At 60.8% G+C, this 16440-nt stretch carries 14 protein-coding genes, 2 pseudogenes and 1 other annotated feature; of the genes and pseudogenes, 11 read left to right on the plus strand and 5 right to left on the minus strand.

Features of this window, described 5'->3' with window-relative positions; genetic code table 11:
- A pseudogene (locus AX703_RS26430) lies at nucleotides 1–566 on the minus strand (IS3 family transposase); the annotation flags it as partial.
- Nucleotides 255–369 (minus strand) — a sequence feature (AL1L pseudoknot). (Overlaps the previous pseudogene by 115 nt.)
- Nucleotides 548–1204 carry a DUF4158 domain-containing protein gene (locus tag AX703_RS26435; protein ID WP_082734391.1) on the minus strand — a complete coding sequence of 219 codons (657 nt, stop codon included), beginning with the start codon at nucleotides 1202–1204 and terminating at the stop codon, nucleotides 548–550. The pseudogene AX703_RS26430 and the gene AX703_RS26435, both read right to left, overlap by 19 nt.
- 603 nt (nucleotides 1205–1807) lie before the next feature.
- Here AX703_RS26435 and AX703_RS04410 point away from each other — a divergent pair.
- The 9 genes and pseudogenes from AX703_RS04410 (at nucleotide 1808) to AX703_RS04445 (ending at nucleotide 11339) form a co-directional block, all read left to right on the plus strand.
- Nucleotides 1808–2566, plus strand: coding sequence for a LuxR family transcriptional regulator (locus tag AX703_RS04410; protein ID WP_039335484.1), 759 nt, complete (start codon nucleotides 1808–1810; stop codon nucleotides 2564–2566).
- A gap of 108 nt (nucleotides 2567–2674) precedes the next feature.
- On the plus strand, nucleotides 2675–3292 hold the full coding sequence (locus AX703_RS04415; protein WP_062342901.1) for an acyl-homoserine-lactone synthase: 618 nt from the start codon (nucleotides 2675–2677) through the stop codon (nucleotides 3290–3292).
- Complete coding sequence (locus tag AX703_RS04420; protein WP_062342903.1) at nucleotides 3289–4155, plus strand: phytanoyl-CoA dioxygenase family protein; 867 nt, start codon at nucleotides 3289–3291, stop codon at nucleotides 4153–4155. Before AX703_RS04415 ends, AX703_RS04420 begins: the two co-directional genes overlap by 4 nt.
- Nucleotides 4152–4763 (plus strand): GntR family transcriptional regulator, encoded by a 612-nt coding sequence (locus AX703_RS04425; protein WP_062342905.1) that lies wholly within the window; start codon nucleotides 4152–4154, stop codon nucleotides 4761–4763. Before AX703_RS04420 ends, AX703_RS04425 begins: the two co-directional genes overlap by 4 nt.
- A 319-nt stretch (nucleotides 4764–5082) precedes the next feature.
- Nucleotides 5083–5529 carry an RNA polymerase sigma factor gene (locus AX703_RS04430; protein WP_197423609.1) on the plus strand — a complete coding sequence of 149 codons (447 nt, stop codon included), beginning with the start codon at nucleotides 5083–5085 and terminating at the stop codon, nucleotides 5527–5529.
- 10 nt (nucleotides 5530–5539) lie between these two features.
- Nucleotides 5540–5698 (plus strand): annotated as a pseudogene (locus AX703_RS28815) (FecR/PupR family sigma factor regulator); the annotation flags it as partial.
- A 228-nt stretch (nucleotides 5699–5926) separates the two neighbouring features.
- Nucleotides 5927–6541 (plus strand): hypothetical protein, encoded by a 615-nt coding sequence (locus tag AX703_RS28200; RefSeq protein WP_231735378.1) that lies wholly within the window; start codon nucleotides 5927–5929, stop codon nucleotides 6539–6541.
- Between the two features lie 107 nt (nucleotides 6542–6648).
- Entirely contained in the window at nucleotides 6649–9195 is a 2547-nt protein-coding gene (locus AX703_RS04440; RefSeq protein ID WP_197423610.1) for a TonB-dependent receptor, read from the plus strand.
- A 38-nt stretch (nucleotides 9196–9233) separates the two neighbouring features.
- Nucleotides 9234–11339, plus strand: coding sequence for an Atxe2 family lasso peptide isopeptidase (locus AX703_RS04445; RefSeq protein ID WP_197423611.1), 2106 nt, complete (start codon nucleotides 9234–9236; stop codon nucleotides 11337–11339).
- 31 nt (nucleotides 11340–11370) lie between these two features.
- Here AX703_RS04445 and AX703_RS04450 read toward each other — a convergent pair whose 3' ends face one another.
- The 3 genes from AX703_RS04450 to AX703_RS27225 all read right to left on the minus strand — a co-directional run bounded on the left by AX703_RS04450 (nucleotide 11371) and on the right by AX703_RS27225 (nucleotide 13938).
- On the minus strand, nucleotides 11371–12447 hold the full coding sequence (locus tag AX703_RS04450) for an asparagine synthase C-terminal domain-containing protein (RefSeq protein ID WP_197423612.1): 1077 nt from the start codon (nucleotides 12445–12447) through the stop codon (nucleotides 11371–11373).
- Nucleotides 12448–13181: 734 nt separating this feature from the next.
- Nucleotides 13182–13745: a lasso peptide biosynthesis B2 protein gene (locus tag AX703_RS04455; RefSeq protein WP_062342917.1), complete on the minus strand. Its 564-nt coding sequence runs from the start codon at nucleotides 13743–13745 to the stop codon at nucleotides 13182–13184.
- Nucleotides 13746–13800: 55 nt separating this feature from the next.
- Complete coding sequence (locus AX703_RS27225; protein ID WP_197423613.1) at nucleotides 13801–13938, minus strand: benenodin family lasso peptide; 138 nt, start codon at nucleotides 13936–13938, stop codon at nucleotides 13801–13803.
- A gap of 362 nt (nucleotides 13939–14300) precedes the next feature.
- Here AX703_RS27225 and AX703_RS04460 point away from each other — a divergent pair, with 362 nt between their 5' ends.
- Nucleotides 14301–15233 (plus strand): HEPN domain-containing protein, encoded by a 933-nt coding sequence (locus tag AX703_RS04460; RefSeq protein WP_062342919.1) that lies wholly within the window; start codon nucleotides 14301–14303, stop codon nucleotides 15231–15233.
- A 108-nt stretch (nucleotides 15234–15341) separates the two neighbouring features.
- On the plus strand, nucleotides 15342–16112 hold the full coding sequence (locus AX703_RS26440) for a lytic transglycosylase domain-containing protein (protein ID WP_082734397.1): 771 nt from the start codon (nucleotides 15342–15344) through the stop codon (nucleotides 16110–16112).
- Nucleotides 16113–16440 lie beyond the last annotated feature (328 nt).

The following is a 16440-nucleotide window of genomic DNA, read 5'->3' on the forward strand; positions in this document are numbered from 1 at the left end:
GACCGTGGTGATGGTCTTCTTGCCCCGCCGCACACCTGCCAGGCCCATGGTGGCCATCAGCCGTTCCACCGTGCACTTGGCGATCACTACGCCTTCGCGCCGCAACTGGTGCCAGACCTTGCGCGTGCCGTAGAGACCAAAGCTGGCGTCATGGACACGCTTGATCTGTGCTCGCATCTCGTCGTCGCGCTGGGCACGAGCAGGTCGCCTGCCGGGATCGGCAAGACGGGCAACATGCTCGTGGTAGGAGGACGGGGCGATCGCCAGTTCACGGCAGATCGGCTCGATACCCAAGTCCTCGCGATGGGCGTCGATGAACGCCATTATCATCCGCCGTGGCGGTCGAGCTCCGCCATCGCAAAATACGCGGACGCCTTGCGCAGAATCTCGTTGGCCCGCCGCAGCTCCTTGACTTCCCGCTCCAGCAACTTGAGGCGCTCACGGTCATTGGCGACCTGCGCCGCTGGCCCCGCTCGTCGGCTCGCCTCCTCGCGGCACCAGCGGCGCAGCGTTTCGGTCGTGCAGCCAACCTTCCCGGCGATCGAGGTCATCGCCGCCCACTCAGCCAGTCGAGCATGGAAACGCCGCTGCCATTTGGTTTTGCACCGGACAGGCTTGCTGCCCAACTTGGCGCTATCTCAGCGCCGACCGCACCTTCGATTTCCGACTTGAGGCCGTCCAGGACATAATCCTGAGCGATGGCGGCCATACGCTCCAGCAGCCGCTCCCCCGGCAAGATATACGAGCGATCATACAGCCACCGACGCGCCTGGCGCACAAGATCTGGTCGGGAGATCTCTGTCTCAGCCTGGCGGCGCAGGAAGGCGGTCAGCATTCGCAACACGCCGTCTTCCGCTGTCCGCCATCCAATGGCTTCGGCAGCCAGGCGTTGATGTTCGAAAAGGGACATGCGGCGTCGATAGATTGCGCGCAACGTTGCAATCTGGGGGGCTGGAACGCCAGCGTGATCGGCAACGAACTCAAGGATGACTGGTGGGATTCTGTCGAATGCCGCCAGCGGTCGTCCGGTCATGCGGAGAAAGCCGATGTGCAGCAGCAAGCCGAGCCGGGTCAGTGGTCGGCGGCGTGTCTCAACAAATGGCAGGGTTTGCTCAATTGGTTTGAAGAAGAAGGCAACTTCGGCCTGGGTCAAAGAAGCGGGCAATGAATCGACGCCCAGGTATTGTTCCCTCCAGCTCTCCATCGGCCAGTCTCCTCTGCGGATCGACGAGGCTATGGAAGATTCAACGCAGAGTCTTTGAAAACCTGATGGATGTACAAGTCATTGAAATAACAGTAGTTGAGAATAGACAGCTTGATCATCATACTGATATTAAATGATATTCCTTACCGCTACTTTTGGCGAAACCGGTACGGAAACCCCTCCTATGAAAACCTCTTACGCTTCATCTCGTCCGTCCTTCCGCAGGCCGGACTCTAATCGCAACTAGAGGTAATTACCCGTGGCAGGTCAGATCCTCTGAGTGGGGGACGATGCCTCGAGATTCTTCGAATTTGGTACTTCAAAATATAATCCACTGACACAAGTTCGTGCATTTTTGCAGTAATACTTTTTTAAGTGGAGAAGCTTGCTGACATCTCAAACCCAACGTGAACTAAAGGTCCTTTAAACTATTTCGGTTGATCACGGTTGGTATGCGCGATATATTGGACGCACGCTCGGCACTAATCGGCCTAGCGCGTTGGTTAAACAGCCGCAGGCGTTGGCATGGAACCAGGGTCTGGGCGTTGCAGGGCGGTTCATCCTTGACGGGTTGGGTTACGTCAGGGGTGCCGATTGTCAGGCATGCCTTTGTCGCTCGTTCGCGAATTTGCACCCTACCTGATCGATGCGAAGACTTCAGCTTCCTTGTCGGACTGCCTCGCGCACATCACGCGAGAACTCGGGTTCGATCATTTCGCAGTAGCCTATGAGCCGCGGGTTCGTTTTGAGGAGCGAAAGTCGGTCTTGATGCACAACTATCCGGCAGAATGGGCCGAGGTGTATGTTTGCTTTGACCTCGCGGGACAGGACCCGGTGCGCCGTGCCTGCGATAGGGCACTGCTGGGCTTCGAATGGCGCAACGTTGCGAGGCTGATCCCCATGACGAGTGGCGATCATCGCATGCTGTCTGTTGGTCGCCACGTCGGCGTCGCAGACGGATACACGGTGCCTCGCCACATACCCGGCGAAGGCAGCGGCTCATGCTCCTTCGTGGTCGGCCCAAGAACTGAACTCCCCCGTGAGCGGTTGGAAGTGGCTGAGCTGCTTGGAGGCATCGCGATAGCGGCCGCACGTGGACTGGCAGGGCTGGGCCACTACGATTGCAGGCCAGCACTTTCGGACAGGCAGCGCGAATGCGTCTTGTGGTCCGCCAGAGGGAAGACGGCAGCAGAGGCTGCAATCATCATGGGCGTCACCGAGTTTACCGTGCGCAAGCACCTCAAGGATGCCCGAGAACGTTACAACGTCCACTGTGGCCAGACGCTCATCCTCTGCGCCCTCTATGACGGTCTGATCAGCTTTCCGGACCTCCTGCGTTGGTGGAACAACCTCCTCGATTAAGAGGATCGCCGGGAAGAGCTTTCTTAAGTTCCGCCATTCCCAGATCTGGGAATACCGCGAACGTCCGCTCGCTGTTTGGATGCGCCATCCCAACCTGGAGATGGCCCCATGCTCAACCTCACTGACGCCGCAGCGAATGAAGCCCACGCCTTTCGCACCATGTTTGCCGCCCGCAAGCGGGTATTTATCGACCTCCTGCGCTGGGATCTGCCAGTCCTTGCCGGCAAGTACGAGGTTGATCAATTCGACAACCAGCATGCCGATTACCTGATCCTGCTCGATGAAAACGGAGAGCATCGGGCATCGACCAGGCTGCTGCGCACCGATACCTCCCACATCCTGCGAGACATGTTTCCGGTGCTGTGCCCCGGGCCAGTTCCGTCCGGACCTGCGACCCGGGAAATAACCCGCTTCTGCCTTGATCCGCGGCTGACGGCTGCACAGCGCAAGGTAGCGCGCAACGAGCTCGTGACCGCGCTGGTCCAGTACGCGCTGAGAAACTGTGTCACGGATTATACCGGTGTCGCCGGCCTTGCCTGGTATCGGCAAATCCGGACATTCGGGTGGCAATGCCGGGCGCTTGGCGATGCTGTAACACATGATGGGCAAATGCTCGTCGGTCTGCACATCAGTATCGACGGGAATACCCTTGAAGGGCTCAAGCAGGCAGGTTGTTTTGCCGAGCCGATTATCGAAATGCCCGCCGCGAGGGGAGGAGCGGCATGACGCCCATCACAATCGAGCCATGGCTCGATGAGCTGATGGCGCAAGGCTACTGCGTCATCCCGCAGCTTCTTTCGCCGAGAATCTTGTCCGATCTGGCTAGAGACTTGGAGGTCCCGTTCAGAACGACCCCATTCGGCCAAGGTCATTTCTATGGCTATCGGACCAAGCGCTTCGGCAGCCTGCTGCGCCGATCGACGCGGGCTTCGGAAATCGTCATGGAGCCCACTGTGCTCGCCCTGGCGCAGGCAGTGCTGGGTTGCGCCTGTGACAGAATCCAGCTCAACGTGGCACAGGCCATTGCAATCCACCCGGGCGAACTCGAGCAATTCCCTCACTGCGATCAGGACATGTGGGCGGGGGTGAAGGGGGCGCACGAATACCTCCTGAACGTGATCTGGCCTCTGGATCCCTTCACGTCTGAAAACGGTGCCACTCGGATCTACCCCGGCACGCATCGTGATCCGCCAAAGGATTTCTCGGAGCTTCCAGAGCCCGTCATCACGGAGTGCGAACCTGGCTCTGCCATATGCTTTCTGGGCTCGACGCTTCATGGCGCAGGTCCAAACCGCTCCTCGGGCGTCCGCCGCGCGATCGTTGTCGGGTACAGTCTGGGCTGGCTCAAACCATACGAGAACATGTGGCTGGCCTATCCGCCGAAGGTCGCAAGGACATTCTCGCCCGAACTCGCGGCGCTTGTCGGCTATGCTCAGCATCGTCCCAATCTCGGGAATTACGAAGGGCAATGCCCGTCCGTGTTGCTCAATCGCGGCAGGCGAGGCAAGCTCGGTGCGGTCGATGCACTACGACCCGATCAGACCGCGATGCTCTCGGAATTCGCGCGGCGGCAGGGGGCACAGCGATGAGCCCGGCGCATGTCCTCGAACCGACATACACGGCGATTAAGCAAAAGTTGCTGGATGGAGCCTGGCACCCGGGCTCTCGCCTGGAGAGCGCGCGGATCGCCGACCTGGTAGGCGTCAGCATGACCCCGGTTCGCGACAGTCTCAATCGCCTTGTTGGCGAGCGCTTGGTGGACCTGAGGCCAGGTTTCGGCTTCCATGTGCCGCGGCTCTGCACGTTCGACCTTCGTGACCTCCTAAAGCTCAACCTTTCGCTGGTGGGCCTCGCAGTGAAGCGCACGGGCCAAGCTGGGATCACTGATATCGGGACCGGCGAACCCGACCTCGCCCTGCGCTCGCGTGCGTTGTTTAGCAGCATCGCTGCAGCCGCGCGCAACGAGGCCCTGGCGGACGCAATAGAGTCGCTCAATGATCGCCTTCATCCTTTCCGGCGGATCGAGGTCGAGGTCTTGCGCGACGCCAAACAGGAAGTCGCAGATCTCGAGGCCACGGTGATAGACTCGCCCGGGCGGCAGACTGCGGTCGCTATGCGGCGTTATCATCAGCGCCGGATTTCTGCTGCGCCACGCCTCGTTGCCATGTTACAGCAAATTCATCCGACCAGAAGCTGACGCCGATTGGTCGTTGACTCTTGCCAAGTCCCTGCAATCGCGCCATCTTCTGCGTAGGCAGCACGAACAGCTGGCATAAGCTGCCCGGACTACAATTCCGCCAGGCATCAAGCACGCCTGTCCCGATGGACCGGTGGTCGGTCATCGCCACGTGAGGCCGGCACAGACCTGACTCCAAACGCAGTCGGCAACTACCTTGCCAGGCTGCCGGGATCATGCCGGCTTCGGTGCCAATGTGTCTCCTACCAGATTTTCCCCTGCGCTGACGTCGCCGCGCGACAGCACGCTCGACAAGGCGTACCGCGAAGAGGAGGCCAGATTGAAGCGCTACTTTGATTGGAAGGCAGGGCCAGACGCATCCGCGGATCTGGTGCAGGATGTCTTTGTCAGGGCCTTGGGCAGAGGTCAGACTGAGCGCCTGGAGAACCCGGCAGGTTATCTCTGGCGCATTGCCCAGAACCTCGTGATCGACACGTTGCGTGTCCGGAAGCGACGCGGACCGCTGGTCCAGTTCGACGATACGCAGCATTCGCCCGATCTTGCCGATCAGGCTGCGATACTCGAAGCTGCCCAGTTGCAGTTACGCTACGAGACGGCACTTGCGGCACTCCCCAAGAGGACGCGCGACATATTCCTGATGCATCGGGTTGATGAGCTGACCTATCAGGAGATAGCTCTGGTCACAGGCCTCACCACTGCGGGGGTCGAATATCACATGTCCAAGGCGCTTGCACACCTTGCCAAACGTCTCGCAGTGCACAGGTGAGTCTTCAGCGATGAGTGGTGAGGGGGGATCCGACAGCGAACGCAACGCGGTCGCCACCGACGAGGCCGCGCACTGGTTTGTCATATTGAGGGGGCCTGATCCAGATCGACACCGTCCGGATTTCGTGAAATGGCGCGACGCAAGCGAGCTGAACCGCGTGGCGTTTGAGCAGGTGGCTGCCACCTTTGATGGAGCTGAGGTGCTCAAGAGGTCGGCCGCGCCGCGGCATCGTCGGCCGCCGCTTCTCCGTCTGGATACCCATTCATGGATTGGGGGCGCTCTTGCGACAAGTGTCGCTGTCGCCCTTGCCACAGGTGTTGTCAGGGGACCACTGCTCAAGCTGCAACAGACTGCGTCAGATGGGCGTGCCACCACATTCGCTACCAGGCATGGCACGATGCGCACCGTGCAACTCGCGCAAGGCGCAAGCATTGCATTGGATTCTGCGACTGAAGTGCACTTCGAAGAGCAAGACGGCGAGCCAGTTGTCACCGTGGTCAAGGGACGTGCCCAGTTGCGTCTTCCCGGCGGTGGGACTGAATGGGTGGTGCGTGTGGACGACAGCGAGATAATCTCCCGAAACGGCATCTTCGATGTGAGCTGGAGCGGTGGCAAGGCGCCATATGTGCAGCTCTATGCAGGAGAGGCCATGACGCGGCCCGTCCTGCAAAGCGCAGGCTATGTCGTCGGCGGGCGTGGGCTTCCCACAGGCCTGTCCATGCGTCTTGCGAGAGGCCGGGCCGAGCCGCTGCAGCCGCGCTTTGCTGCAGATGAGCGAGATTGGCCACAAGGGTGGGTGCAGTATCGCAGTGTCCCTTTGGCTGACCTCTTGCACACCGTAAACCGCTACGCCGCCAAGCCCATCATTCTTTCGGATCCTGCGCTTGGTAGACTTCGCATTTCCGGCCGCTTCCGGATCGTCGATCCATCCGCGGTTGCCCGAAACATGGCGCGCGTCTTTACCCTGACGGTCTCGGAACGTCCCGAGGGATTCTACATCGACCGACCCTGAAAATTTATTTGCAATTGCAACTAGGGTCACGGCCGATCCCGACGTCATTGCCCTCATAGCCCGGCTGCTCTCGCGCAACCGGATCAACGAGAATGAGGGAACTATCGATGACCTGCTCACCCCGGTTGCTTGCCAGTTTGCTTGGCGGCGCATGCGCCGTGCTGATCGCAACGCCCGCTCAGGCGCAAGAAGCGCGCTATGATTTCGAGATCTCCGAGACTGATCTTGGTGCAGCGCTCATGGCTGTTGCCGCCAAGGCGGGGTGGCAGGTCTATGCTCCGGCCGAGGCTGTCAGCAGTCGTCGGGTCGAACCCTTACGCGCAAGGATGACGGTGGAACAGGCCGTGACCAGGCTTCTGTCGGGAAGTGGACTACAGGCGAGTTTTTCGAACCGTACGATCGTCGTTACCATGCCCCGCGAGGCTGCATTCTCTGGGGATAACAATGCGCCGATCGTCGTCACAGGATCATTGATCCGTGGTGCCGAAGTGGCAGCGCCCGTGATCAGGCTGTCGCGCGAGACCATCGTGGCTGCCGGGCAGACCGATACCGGCGAGGCCTTGCGGGCGATTCCGCAGAACTTTGCAGGTGGTCAAAACCCGGGGGTTGGAACGGGTGCGGGCCTGATCAACACCAACGTCAACTCGGCAGCCAGCGCGAATCTGCGCGGCCTGGGACCAGACGCAACACTGACGCTGCTCAACGGCCACAGGCTGCCCTACGATTCGGCTTTTGGTGGCGTCGATATCTCCGCGATACCGGTTGCGGCGCTCGAGCGCATCGAAGTTGTGCCCGATGGTGCCTCGGCCCTCTACGGTTCCGATGCGGTGGCCGGTGTCGTCAACGTGATCCTGCAGCGGAACTATAGCGGCCTTGCAACGTCGGCGCAGATCGGCGCCGCAACCGATGGCGGCTATTTTCGCCAGCAAGCCGATGTCGTGGGCGGCACGCAGTGGTCCTCCGGCGGCGCCATGCTGGCTTACGACTATGCGCACAATTCCGCGATCTCTGCCGAGCAGCGCAATTACGCATCCTCGCTCGACGCCCGGGCGTCGTTGTACCCGGAGCAAAGGCGGCACGCCGCGCTGATGACGCTTTACCAGGATTTGGGTGAGCGCCTCACCTTCAGCATGGATGTGCTCTATTCGAGGCGGACATCGCGTACGATCGGCGGTACCGCATCTGCGCGCTATCTGTTCTCGCCGCGGGTCACCACGTTTTCCATCGCTCCAGAGCTGCGTTTGGAAGCAGGAGGTGACTGGAGCATCAAGCTCCTGGGCGCCTTCGGGCGCGACCGCACTCGCTACCATACGACCTTCACCCCCTCGGGTAGCACGCCCACGGTAACCCAGGGTTGCTACTGCAACGATGCCACTTCGGCAGAAGTCAATGCAAGCGGCCCACTCTTCGCACTGGCTGGTGGTCCCGCTCGCCTCGCCATCGGCGGCGGCTATCGCGATAATGGCATGAACTTCACCCGGGTTGTCGGAGGGACGTTGGCGCAAGCCTTCGAGGTGTCGCGCCACAGCGTCTATGGATTCGGGGAAGTGTTCCTGCCCTTTGTTGCCTCAGAAAATGGCATCGCCGGAATCAACCGGCTCAGCCTGTCAGCCGCCATGCGCTACGAAGACTACCCGGGCATGGCACAGGTTGCGACGCCGCGATTGGGCCTGATCTACGCGCCCGTGCACGATGTTACGTTCAAGGCCTCGTGGGCGCGATCGTTCAAGGCGCCAACGCTGTACCAACAATATGTCGGGTACCAGGCCTACCTCCTGCCTGCAGCAGCCTTCGGGGCCGGCACAGGCGCTCAGGCGGTTCTGTATACCAGCGGCGGAAATCCTGTTCTCAAACCCGAACGGGCGCGTTCGTGGACCGCCGGGTTCGTGATTACCCCCGCTGCTTTGCCAAACCTGACCTTCGAAGCGAGCTATTTTGACATCCGTTATCGCGACAGGGTCGTCCAGCCCATTGCCGGTTCGATCGCAGCTGCCTTTACCGATCCTGCTTACGCTTCGCTGATTGATCGCGATCCCGATGCAGGTCGACTGAGCCAGCTCATAGAAGGGGCACAGCTCGGTCTGCAGAACTTTACGGGCCGCGCCTATGATCCCGCCGCAGTCGTCGCGTTGGTCGACAATCGCAATCTCAATGTCGCCATTCAGAACATCAAAGGGGTCGATGCGTCTCTCAACTGGCGCAAGGACCTGAGATCGGGTCGTTCGCTCACGGCCAATCTTGCCGGCTCGTGGCTCGACAGCGGCCAACAGGTCAACGCGGCGTTGCCCGAGGCCGATCTTGCGGGGACCCTGTTCAATCCGCCGAAGTTCCGCGGTCGCGGCAGCGTCGCTTACCAGTCGCGTGAGGTTCTGGCGTCGGCCTATGTCAATTACACCGGTGCGCTTGCCGACCGCCGCTTCGCGACGCCTGTGCGCATTGCATCACAAGCGACAGTCGATCTTGCGCTCCGTTATACCGCGATTGCCGGTGTAGGTGACGAACCGGGTCTGGCCCTCTCGCTTGTCGTCAACAACATCGCCAACAAGAAGCCGCAGATCATTCGAACGACGGGGCCGACCGACACACCCTATGACTCGACAAACTTTTCTCCGATTGGCCGCTTCGTGGCCCTTGGCGTGTCGAGGCGATGGTGATGCTGGCCGGCGCGGCGCTCATATTGGTTCAGGCTGTCATGCCCGGGGTTTCCGTCCCCGAAACGTCTGCAGCAGTCGACCCTTGCCTGTCGCTTGAAGGGGAAGCCTTGAGGCCAGGCAAGGACAAGGGCAGCGAGCTCACTTCCGGCGATTTGGCGACTATGGCCGACATCGGGCGTTCGGATCCCAACGAATCTGCCAGCCCATTTGGCGTATCGCCCGACGGGAAGCAAATCGCCTTCCTCGTGCGCCGGGCCAATCCGCAAGCCAATGCCTTCTGCCAGAAGCTCATGGTCGCGAGCCTGGTCAGGGAGGGAGCGCCGCCGCGAGAGATTGACCGCGGCGGCGCTTTCATCCGCGCGACATTCGCCTTGCGCAATTTCCCTGTTGTCGGCGCAGGGTACGCTCAGGTCATCACCCCGCGCTGGTCTCCGAATGGCCAGCGTATTGCCTTTCTCAAGCGCGTGTCGGAACAGACCCAGGTCTGGACCGTGAACGTGGCCGGCAACGCTCCGGCGAGGCAAGCAACGGCTCTGCCCGACGATGTCGAGGACTTTCGCTGGAGCACAGACGGGAAGGCACTCATTGCGCAAACGCGGCCATCACTGCGTGAAACGAACGCGCGGATTGGAGCTGAGGCGCGGACGGGCTTTGTGTTCGACGATCGCTTCTCGCCGCAGTTTGCGGATCGTCCCTTGCCCACAGGGCCGATGGTCATGTCGTATACCGCGGTAGACGATGCTGGTCTTGTGCGCCCTGCCACTGATGCCGAAATCGGTGCCTTCGGGAACCAGCGCGCCACTCCGGGCGACGAAATCCCGGTCGGGGCGCGGGGTTTTACAAAGAGAGGGGATGGCGGCGCCGCCTGGATAGAGAGCAAGGCCCCCGGTCGACTGATCGCGCCGACCCGCCTTGTCCTGCGACTGCCAGGCGGTGCAACCCGGCTTTGTGACACGGCGCTCTGCGACGGCGCACGGCACCTGTGGTGGGCAGCCAATACTGGGGACCTCTACGTGCTGCAGAAGACCGGATGGGGGCAGAGCCAGACAGGCTTGCTGCGCTGGAACGTGTCCTGGCCTCGCCCAAAACGTGTTTTCGTGACCGAAGATGCTTTGATCGGCTGCACGATGTCTGGACCCGAGCTTGTCTGCGCGCGCGAGAGTGCCGCGCGACCCCGCCGCCTCGTCGCGATTGATCCTGCGACGGGTCGGGAGCGCCTGATCCACGATCCGAACCGCGACTGGTCAAGGTTCACACTCGGCGCGGTCCAGCGGTTGCGGTTTCGCAATACCTTTGGTGTGGAAAGTTTTGCCGACCTCGTGCTCCCGCCGGATCACGGGCGAGGGCAGAAGCGCCCCCTCGTTGTCGTCCAGTACGGCAGCGACGGATTCCTTCGCGGCGGCACCGGTGATGAAGTCCCTGTCCAGGTGCTCGCCGCGAAGGGATTTGCGGTGCTGAGCTTTGCCCGTCCAGACTTTCCGGCCTGGGTCATGGAGGCAAAGGACGAGCAGCAACTGCGGGCGCGCAATCGTACCGACTGGCTCGATCGCAGAAGCGTGCAGTCCTCGCTCGAGATGGCCATTGCACAGGCCATCGCCACAGGCGCTGTTGATGCCGACCGGATGGGGATCAGCGGGTTCAGCGACGGGACGTCCACCACCCAATGGGCGCTGATCAATTCGAAGCTGTTCAAGGTCGCGAGCCTGGGTGCGTGCTGCGAGGATATGCTCTCCTATCCGCTCGCAGCAGGCCCCTATTTCGAGAGGTTCGGGCGCGAAATGGGCTACCGCTTCTTTGAGGGCGACGCCCCGGATTTCTGGAAGCCGATGTCACTGGTGCTCAACGCGGACAAGATTGAGGCACCGATTTTGGTCCAGACCGGCGACAGCGAATACGAGGCGGGTCTCGATGTCTTTGCTGCCTTGCGCAAGCAGGGCAAGGCCATCGAAATGATCGTGCTGGAGAACGAGCCGCATTTCAAATGGCAACCTGCGCACCGGCTTGCGGTCTATGAGCGCTCGGTCGACTGGTTTCGCTTCTGGTTGATGCACGAGATGGATTGCTCGCCCGACAAGCGCGATCAGTACGAGCGCTGGAAAGCCATGCCAGGCGCGCCTGCGCCTGCTGCTCTTCGCTGCAAATGACCAGATGGGGAATTTTGAGCCACGCTGGAGATCAAGGCTGCCAAGAGCGCGCCCAAGCCTCAGCTTCCACAAAGTCCAGCAGTCGATAGATTATCGGGTCTTCTCCATGCGGGTCGCTGGCTAAGGCCTGATCAATCGCGACCGCATCGAGTAGTCCGTTGGCCATCAGCAGGCCCCCGCGAAGCATATCCCGGATCAGCGCCGGATTCTGAGCGAAGATAACGCGCATGGCGCTGTCGGGACCGGCCTTGGACACGCGGCGTACGATGGCACCGGGCAGTTCTTGCGAGAACGCTGCACGGGCCAGTGCCCGATTGATTCCGCCTTGGCACCAGATCCATGTCGGGATCGACAGGCACAGCTCCACGAGGGGTTGGCTCATCAAGGGTGAGAACTGCAACGGGTCGGCAGGACCGCCGGCGGAATGGATGAAGTTCTGCGTCCGCAGCAACAATGCCATGTGATTGACCTTCCCCGGATGCTTGAACGGAACCGCCTGTCCCGGGTCTCCTATTGCAGCCGGCGCGTCACAGGCGGGCACATCGTTTGCCAGCAATCGCCGGTCAGCCGTCCAGGCTGCAGGCCGAGCTCCCCGCCGCGCCCGCAAGGCCAATGCGCGTGCCATGGCCGGCACGGTCGTTTGTGAGATCCGACACATGTCGAGATAAGTTGCCGCCGTGCCGCGCGACAGGCCCTCGTTGCGCCAACGGTCGAGGATCGGCGCCGGAGAATGCAGATAGCAGAACAGATTGTCGCCGCCATTGCCATCGGAGACCGCGCTTGCCCCATACCGGCCAGCGGCTTTGATTGCTTGGCGCCGGACTTCCTGCATGAACGCCTTGCCCGAAGGGCGCGCCAACCCGAGCGAAACCGGAATGGTCAGATCGACCATGCGGGGATCGTAGCGAGCCTCGATGGTTTCGACGCCCAACGCATTGGCAAGCATCCGCACTGGCACGCGCTCATCACCGCTGGGATCGCCCGTTGCAATCGTCAGGCAGGCGAAGTCCTGACCCGCCGTCGCAAGCGCGGCGGCGATCAGCGAGGAATCGACTCCGCCCGAGGCTGATACCAGCAGGCGGCCGGATACGCTTCCCCACGCTTGCATGACGCGTTGTGCCGTCGTGCGCAATTCAACGGCCAATTCGTCAAAGGATCGGGTCGCTCTGTCCGGCATGAATTGTGCTGCGGTCCACACGGCCACGGATTTTACGCCGCCGTTTGAGCATGAGGTAATGTGTCCCGCGGGCAGTTCTTCGATGCCGGTGAGGCAGGTTCGTTGACCGCGCCATTCCGGCCGTTGGAGATGAGCGGCCAAGTCAGACCAGGAAACGCTCGCTTTGGAAACGGACGGCGTATGCAGCAGCTTCGGGTCGCTTGTATAATACTGGCACGCGGCGGTCTCCGACCGGAAAACTGGCAGCAGTCCTGACGGATCCGGGTAAACGCACAGCTGCAGTCCATCGACAAGAAGGGCTGCGAAGGCGCCCCAATATTCGCGCGTAAGCCATGACGCGAAGCTTGATGCGTCAGGACACTGCAAGATTTCTCGGGGCAGGCGGGTGACACGTCGGCCGGTCGTCCTTTCGAACAGATAGCCGATCACGACACCGCATTCGCCAGCGTCCAGAACGTGCTCCTCGTGCTCGACCCACAGGCGAGGGCTATCGGGTCCGGGAACGCGGCCCGGCCAACTGGTCGACAACGCGATGCGCTCGACGTTGCCCGCACTCGCTTTCGGGCAGGTCAACAGGAAGCGGACCGGTTTCACAGGATCAGGATCGGTTTGTAGCGTGCCGCCTCTTCCACGCTTTCGTTAAGCAGGAGGTGACCGGCCTGCACCTAGCAATGGGCGGCAAAGGGCCTGAGCTTGACGCCAATGATGACCTGACAAGCGCAGTCCGATTTCGCCATCAAGTGCGCAAGCGCGATCGAGCGGGGCAAGCATCGGTCGATTGCGCTTCGAACAAGCCCAGCGTCCTCGAAGGCCTTCACCAGTGCGGCGTGTTCCGCACCGAAAGGTCTGCGCGCGTGCCGCGAGCACAGCACTGAACGCAACTCTGACAGAACCATCTGCAAGCCACGCCTGGCCAGCCTGCGCTCGATAGCACACTGGTCCCAGAGCGCGCGAGCGATCAGGGAAGGCGAGAAGCCGCATCCCTGCAGATCGGCGGCCTCTAGGGGATGGATGCCACCCCCTTGTGCGCGAAGTGGAGTGAGTGAAACGAACTGGTCAAGTCCTGCTGACTGCAACGCGGGGGCAGTTGCAACGTCATTGACGAGACTGGCGAGAAAAGCGGCATTGGCACTTTCCGGCAAACGGAAGTAGCGGTCGCGAGCCAGATCGAGGAACAGCGCCGTATCTTCGATAACGCAGAAGCTCAATGCGGGGAGGGGAGTGGTCATGGGAAAACGCGCCGAAGGGCGCATGCCCTGAAACTGGGACATGCGCCCGAGCCGGTCACTCGGCAGCGATCCCGGGGAGGAACCGGAGGTTGCCACCGCTGACGTCGAGTTCGACGATCGCCTGGCCCTTGGTGGTGGTCGAGGCTTCACCCAGATCGATCAGGGTGTCCTCGCGGGGGGTGTCTTCGGTCATGATCTTCATCCTTCTTGGCTAAACGCGACTCCATTGTCGCAGGCCAAGGATGATCCCGACCGGCATTGCCAGCCATTTTATAATGGCTTTATTTTGAGCGGCTTGGGACAGGGATATGAAATGACCGGGACATGAAACGGATCGTTGGGGACCCACACCGCAGCCTTTAGCTTTTCGGCCTGGACATGCGCAGCGGCGACCCGGTCACTCAGGAGCAGCGGCGCAACGCAAATCAATTGCATCATGGCCCTGCAACTGCCCGGAGAAGAAGCACAGTTCTTGATAAATTGATAGAATACAGTGTGTCAAAGAGTATTCATATTGGTGCATTGCTCGTAATTTGCTGCTAGGCTGACGGCACGATGCGCACCGGTCTCGATCATCTCCCAGCACACAAACAACGTGAGCTTGAGCGCGTCGTGCAGCTTGTTTTCGAGGAGTTTGAAGACAGCTTTGCTCTGGCGCGCCGCGAATGGAAGAAGCAGGGCCGGATCCTGAAGGTGGTGCTTTACGGCTCCTATGCGCGCGGCGGCTGGGTCGACGAACCCCACACCGCCAAGGGCTACAAGTCTGACTACGACCTCCTCATCATCGTCAACGATGCGCGGCTGACCGACCGGGTAAAGTGCTGGTCGCGGCTCGATGAGCGCCTGATGCGCGAGTACGGAGTGACGGGCACGCTCAAAACGCCCGTCAACTTCATCGTCCACACACTGGGCGAGGTGAACGACGGCCTGGCGCATGGGCGCTACTTCTTCATCGACGTCGCGAGGGATGGCATCGCGCTGTGCCAGGCGGACGATGAGGAACTGCATCAGCCAAAGCCCAAGACGCCTCAGCAGGCAGTGGCAATGGCGCGGGAGTATTTCGAGGAGTGGTACCCCGCTGCTACCAAGCGATATGAGGGCGGCCGTTTCTACTTTGATAAGGGATATTGGAACGACGCTGCTTTCGACTTTCACCAGGCAGTTGAGAGATTATACCACTGTGTCCTTCTCACGGTGACATTCTACACGCCACACGTGCACAACCTTGGCTTCTTGCGCACCCAAGCCGAGCGGCTCGATCGGCGGCTCGTTCATGTCTGGCCGACGGACAACCGCAAGCAGCGCGGGATGTTCGAGAAGCTCAAGGAAGCCTATGTGAAGGCCCGATATTCCAAGCATTACCGGATTTCTGGCGAGGAATTGGCTTGGCTCGCAGAGCAGGTCGAAGAACTCGGTCGCGTGGTCCATGCGATCTGTTCGGAGCGCATAGCCGAACTCGAAGCGCAGGTCCGGCGGCAGACGGCCTGAGCTGTGATTTCGATGCTTGGTCGGAACAGGGTTTGACTTAGCTGACCGGATCGTGTCAGATGCTCCTAGCGCAATCCCTTTCGAGCTGGCACGCCTGTGGAGGCGTGAATGTTTCGGTATCTGGCACTTGGTCTGGCGACTCTCGGATTTGCCCCGTCAGCGCATGCGCAGTCTGTCGAGCTAATGGCTTTTGCACCAGCAGAACCAGATGATATTGAAGACCTGCGCAAATCAAGGTGGCTCTCGGTCCCGAGCAGTCCTGTAAACGCTGCAATGCGCTCCTTCATCCGCGCCAACGCCGATCTGCGGACCACACCAGCGCACAACCAGATCGCCTATTCCTCCTGTCCTTTCGCGCCGTATGTTCCGGCACCTTGGCTCTCTGCGAAGGTCGAAGGACGACGGCAGATGCATTATGCCGATATAGCGAGAGCGGCGTGCGAAGCGGGCATTTCGCCAAGTCTGTTAGAGGCGGTGGTCGCACAGGAGTCCGGTTACAGAACACTGGCCATAAGCAGGGCAGGCGCCAAAGGGCTGAGCCAACTCATGCCCGGAACAGCCGATGCGATGGGGGTTGCAAGGCCATTTGAGCCGATGAGCAATTTGCGCGGCGGAGCTCGTTATCTGCGCAAGCAGTTGGTCCGGTTCCGCAGAATCGACCTTGCGCTGGCAGCGTACAATGCAGGTCCAGAGCGTCGGGCGCTCAGTGACGGCCGCATTCCGGACATCGGCGAGACGAAGGCATATGTTCGATCAGTTCTTAACAATTGGAAGAGGATCGCCAAGCACGCCCTCCACGCCGAAAATTTACAGCGACACACTTTGGTAGTGGGCAGTGCATCAACCGGGAGGGCGGCTGTTCTGGCGCCTTTCAAATAGCTGGGTTCTCCCGGTGTATGGCGATGATTGCGGACGATCCGGAACGGCAGGTTTTAGAATCCGGAACGGGATAGCGGACGTTCAAACGGGTCGGAGTATGCATCAATCCTTGCCGCTGGGCCTGTATCAGCGTCCTTAAACAGAAATAGATTGCAGGCCGTATGATGTGCCACGGTGCTAAGACTATGCCACTGCACTTTCAGATGCTGTGGTGAAGATACCGCGTTGCGCTGACCGCGATCATTCCGGCCGCTGCCAATCAAGAACTACCCAGTTAGCGTCCGCGGTCGTGGTGTAATTTCCGGTGCAGACTGAGGTGCCGCTGGTG

The organism is Novosphingobium sp. CCH12-A3 (assembly GCF_001556015.1).
GTDB lineage: Bacteria > Pseudomonadota > Alphaproteobacteria > Sphingomonadales > Sphingomonadaceae > Novosphingobium > Novosphingobium subterraneum.

Excerpts from the sequence above, each read along its gene's own strand:
- AX703_RS27225 (WP_197423613.1), bottom strand. The coding sequence starts at position 13,938 with ATGACCGAAGACACCCCCCGCGAGGACACCCTGATCGATCTGGGTGAA.
- AX703_RS26440 (WP_082734397.1), top strand. The coding sequence starts at position 15,342 with ATGTTTCGGTATCTGGCACTTGGTCTGGCGACTCTCGGATTTGCCCCG.
- AX703_RS04410 (WP_039335484.1), top strand. The coding sequence starts at position 1,808 with ATGCCTTTGTCGCTCGTTCGCGAATTTGCACCCTACCTGATCGATGCG.
- AX703_RS04445 (WP_197423611.1), top strand. The coding sequence starts at position 9,234 with ATGCCCGGGGTTTCCGTCCCCGAAACGTCTGCAGCAGTCGACCCTTGC.
- AX703_RS04425 (WP_062342905.1), top strand. The coding sequence starts at position 4,152 with ATGAGCCCGGCGCATGTCCTCGAACCGACATACACGGCGATTAAGCAA.
- AX703_RS04440 (WP_197423610.1), top strand. The coding sequence starts at position 6,649 with ATGACCTGCTCACCCCGGTTGCTTGCCAGTTTGCTTGGCGGCGCATGC.
- AX703_RS04460 (WP_062342919.1), top strand. The coding sequence starts at position 14,301 with ATGCGCACCGGTCTCGATCATCTCCCAGCACACAAACAACGTGAGCTT.
- AX703_RS04420 (WP_062342903.1), top strand. The coding sequence starts at position 3,289 with ATGACGCCCATCACAATCGAGCCATGGCTCGATGAGCTGATGGCGCAA.
- AX703_RS04415 (WP_062342901.1), top strand. The coding sequence starts at position 2,675 with ATGCTCAACCTCACTGACGCCGCAGCGAATGAAGCCCACGCCTTTCGC.
- AX703_RS04455 (WP_062342917.1), bottom strand. The coding sequence starts at position 13,745 with ATGACCACTCCCCTCCCCGCATTGAGCTTCTGCGTTATCGAAGATACG.
- AX703_RS26435 (WP_082734391.1), bottom strand. The coding sequence starts at position 1,204 with ATGGAGAGCTGGAGGGAACAATACCTGGGCGTCGATTCATTGCCCGCT.
- AX703_RS28200 (WP_231735378.1), top strand. The coding sequence starts at position 5,927 with ATGCGCACCGTGCAACTCGCGCAAGGCGCAAGCATTGCATTGGATTCT.
- AX703_RS04450 (WP_197423612.1), bottom strand. The coding sequence starts at position 12,447 with ATGCAAGCGTGGGGAAGCGTATCCGGCCGCCTGCTGGTATCAGCCTCG.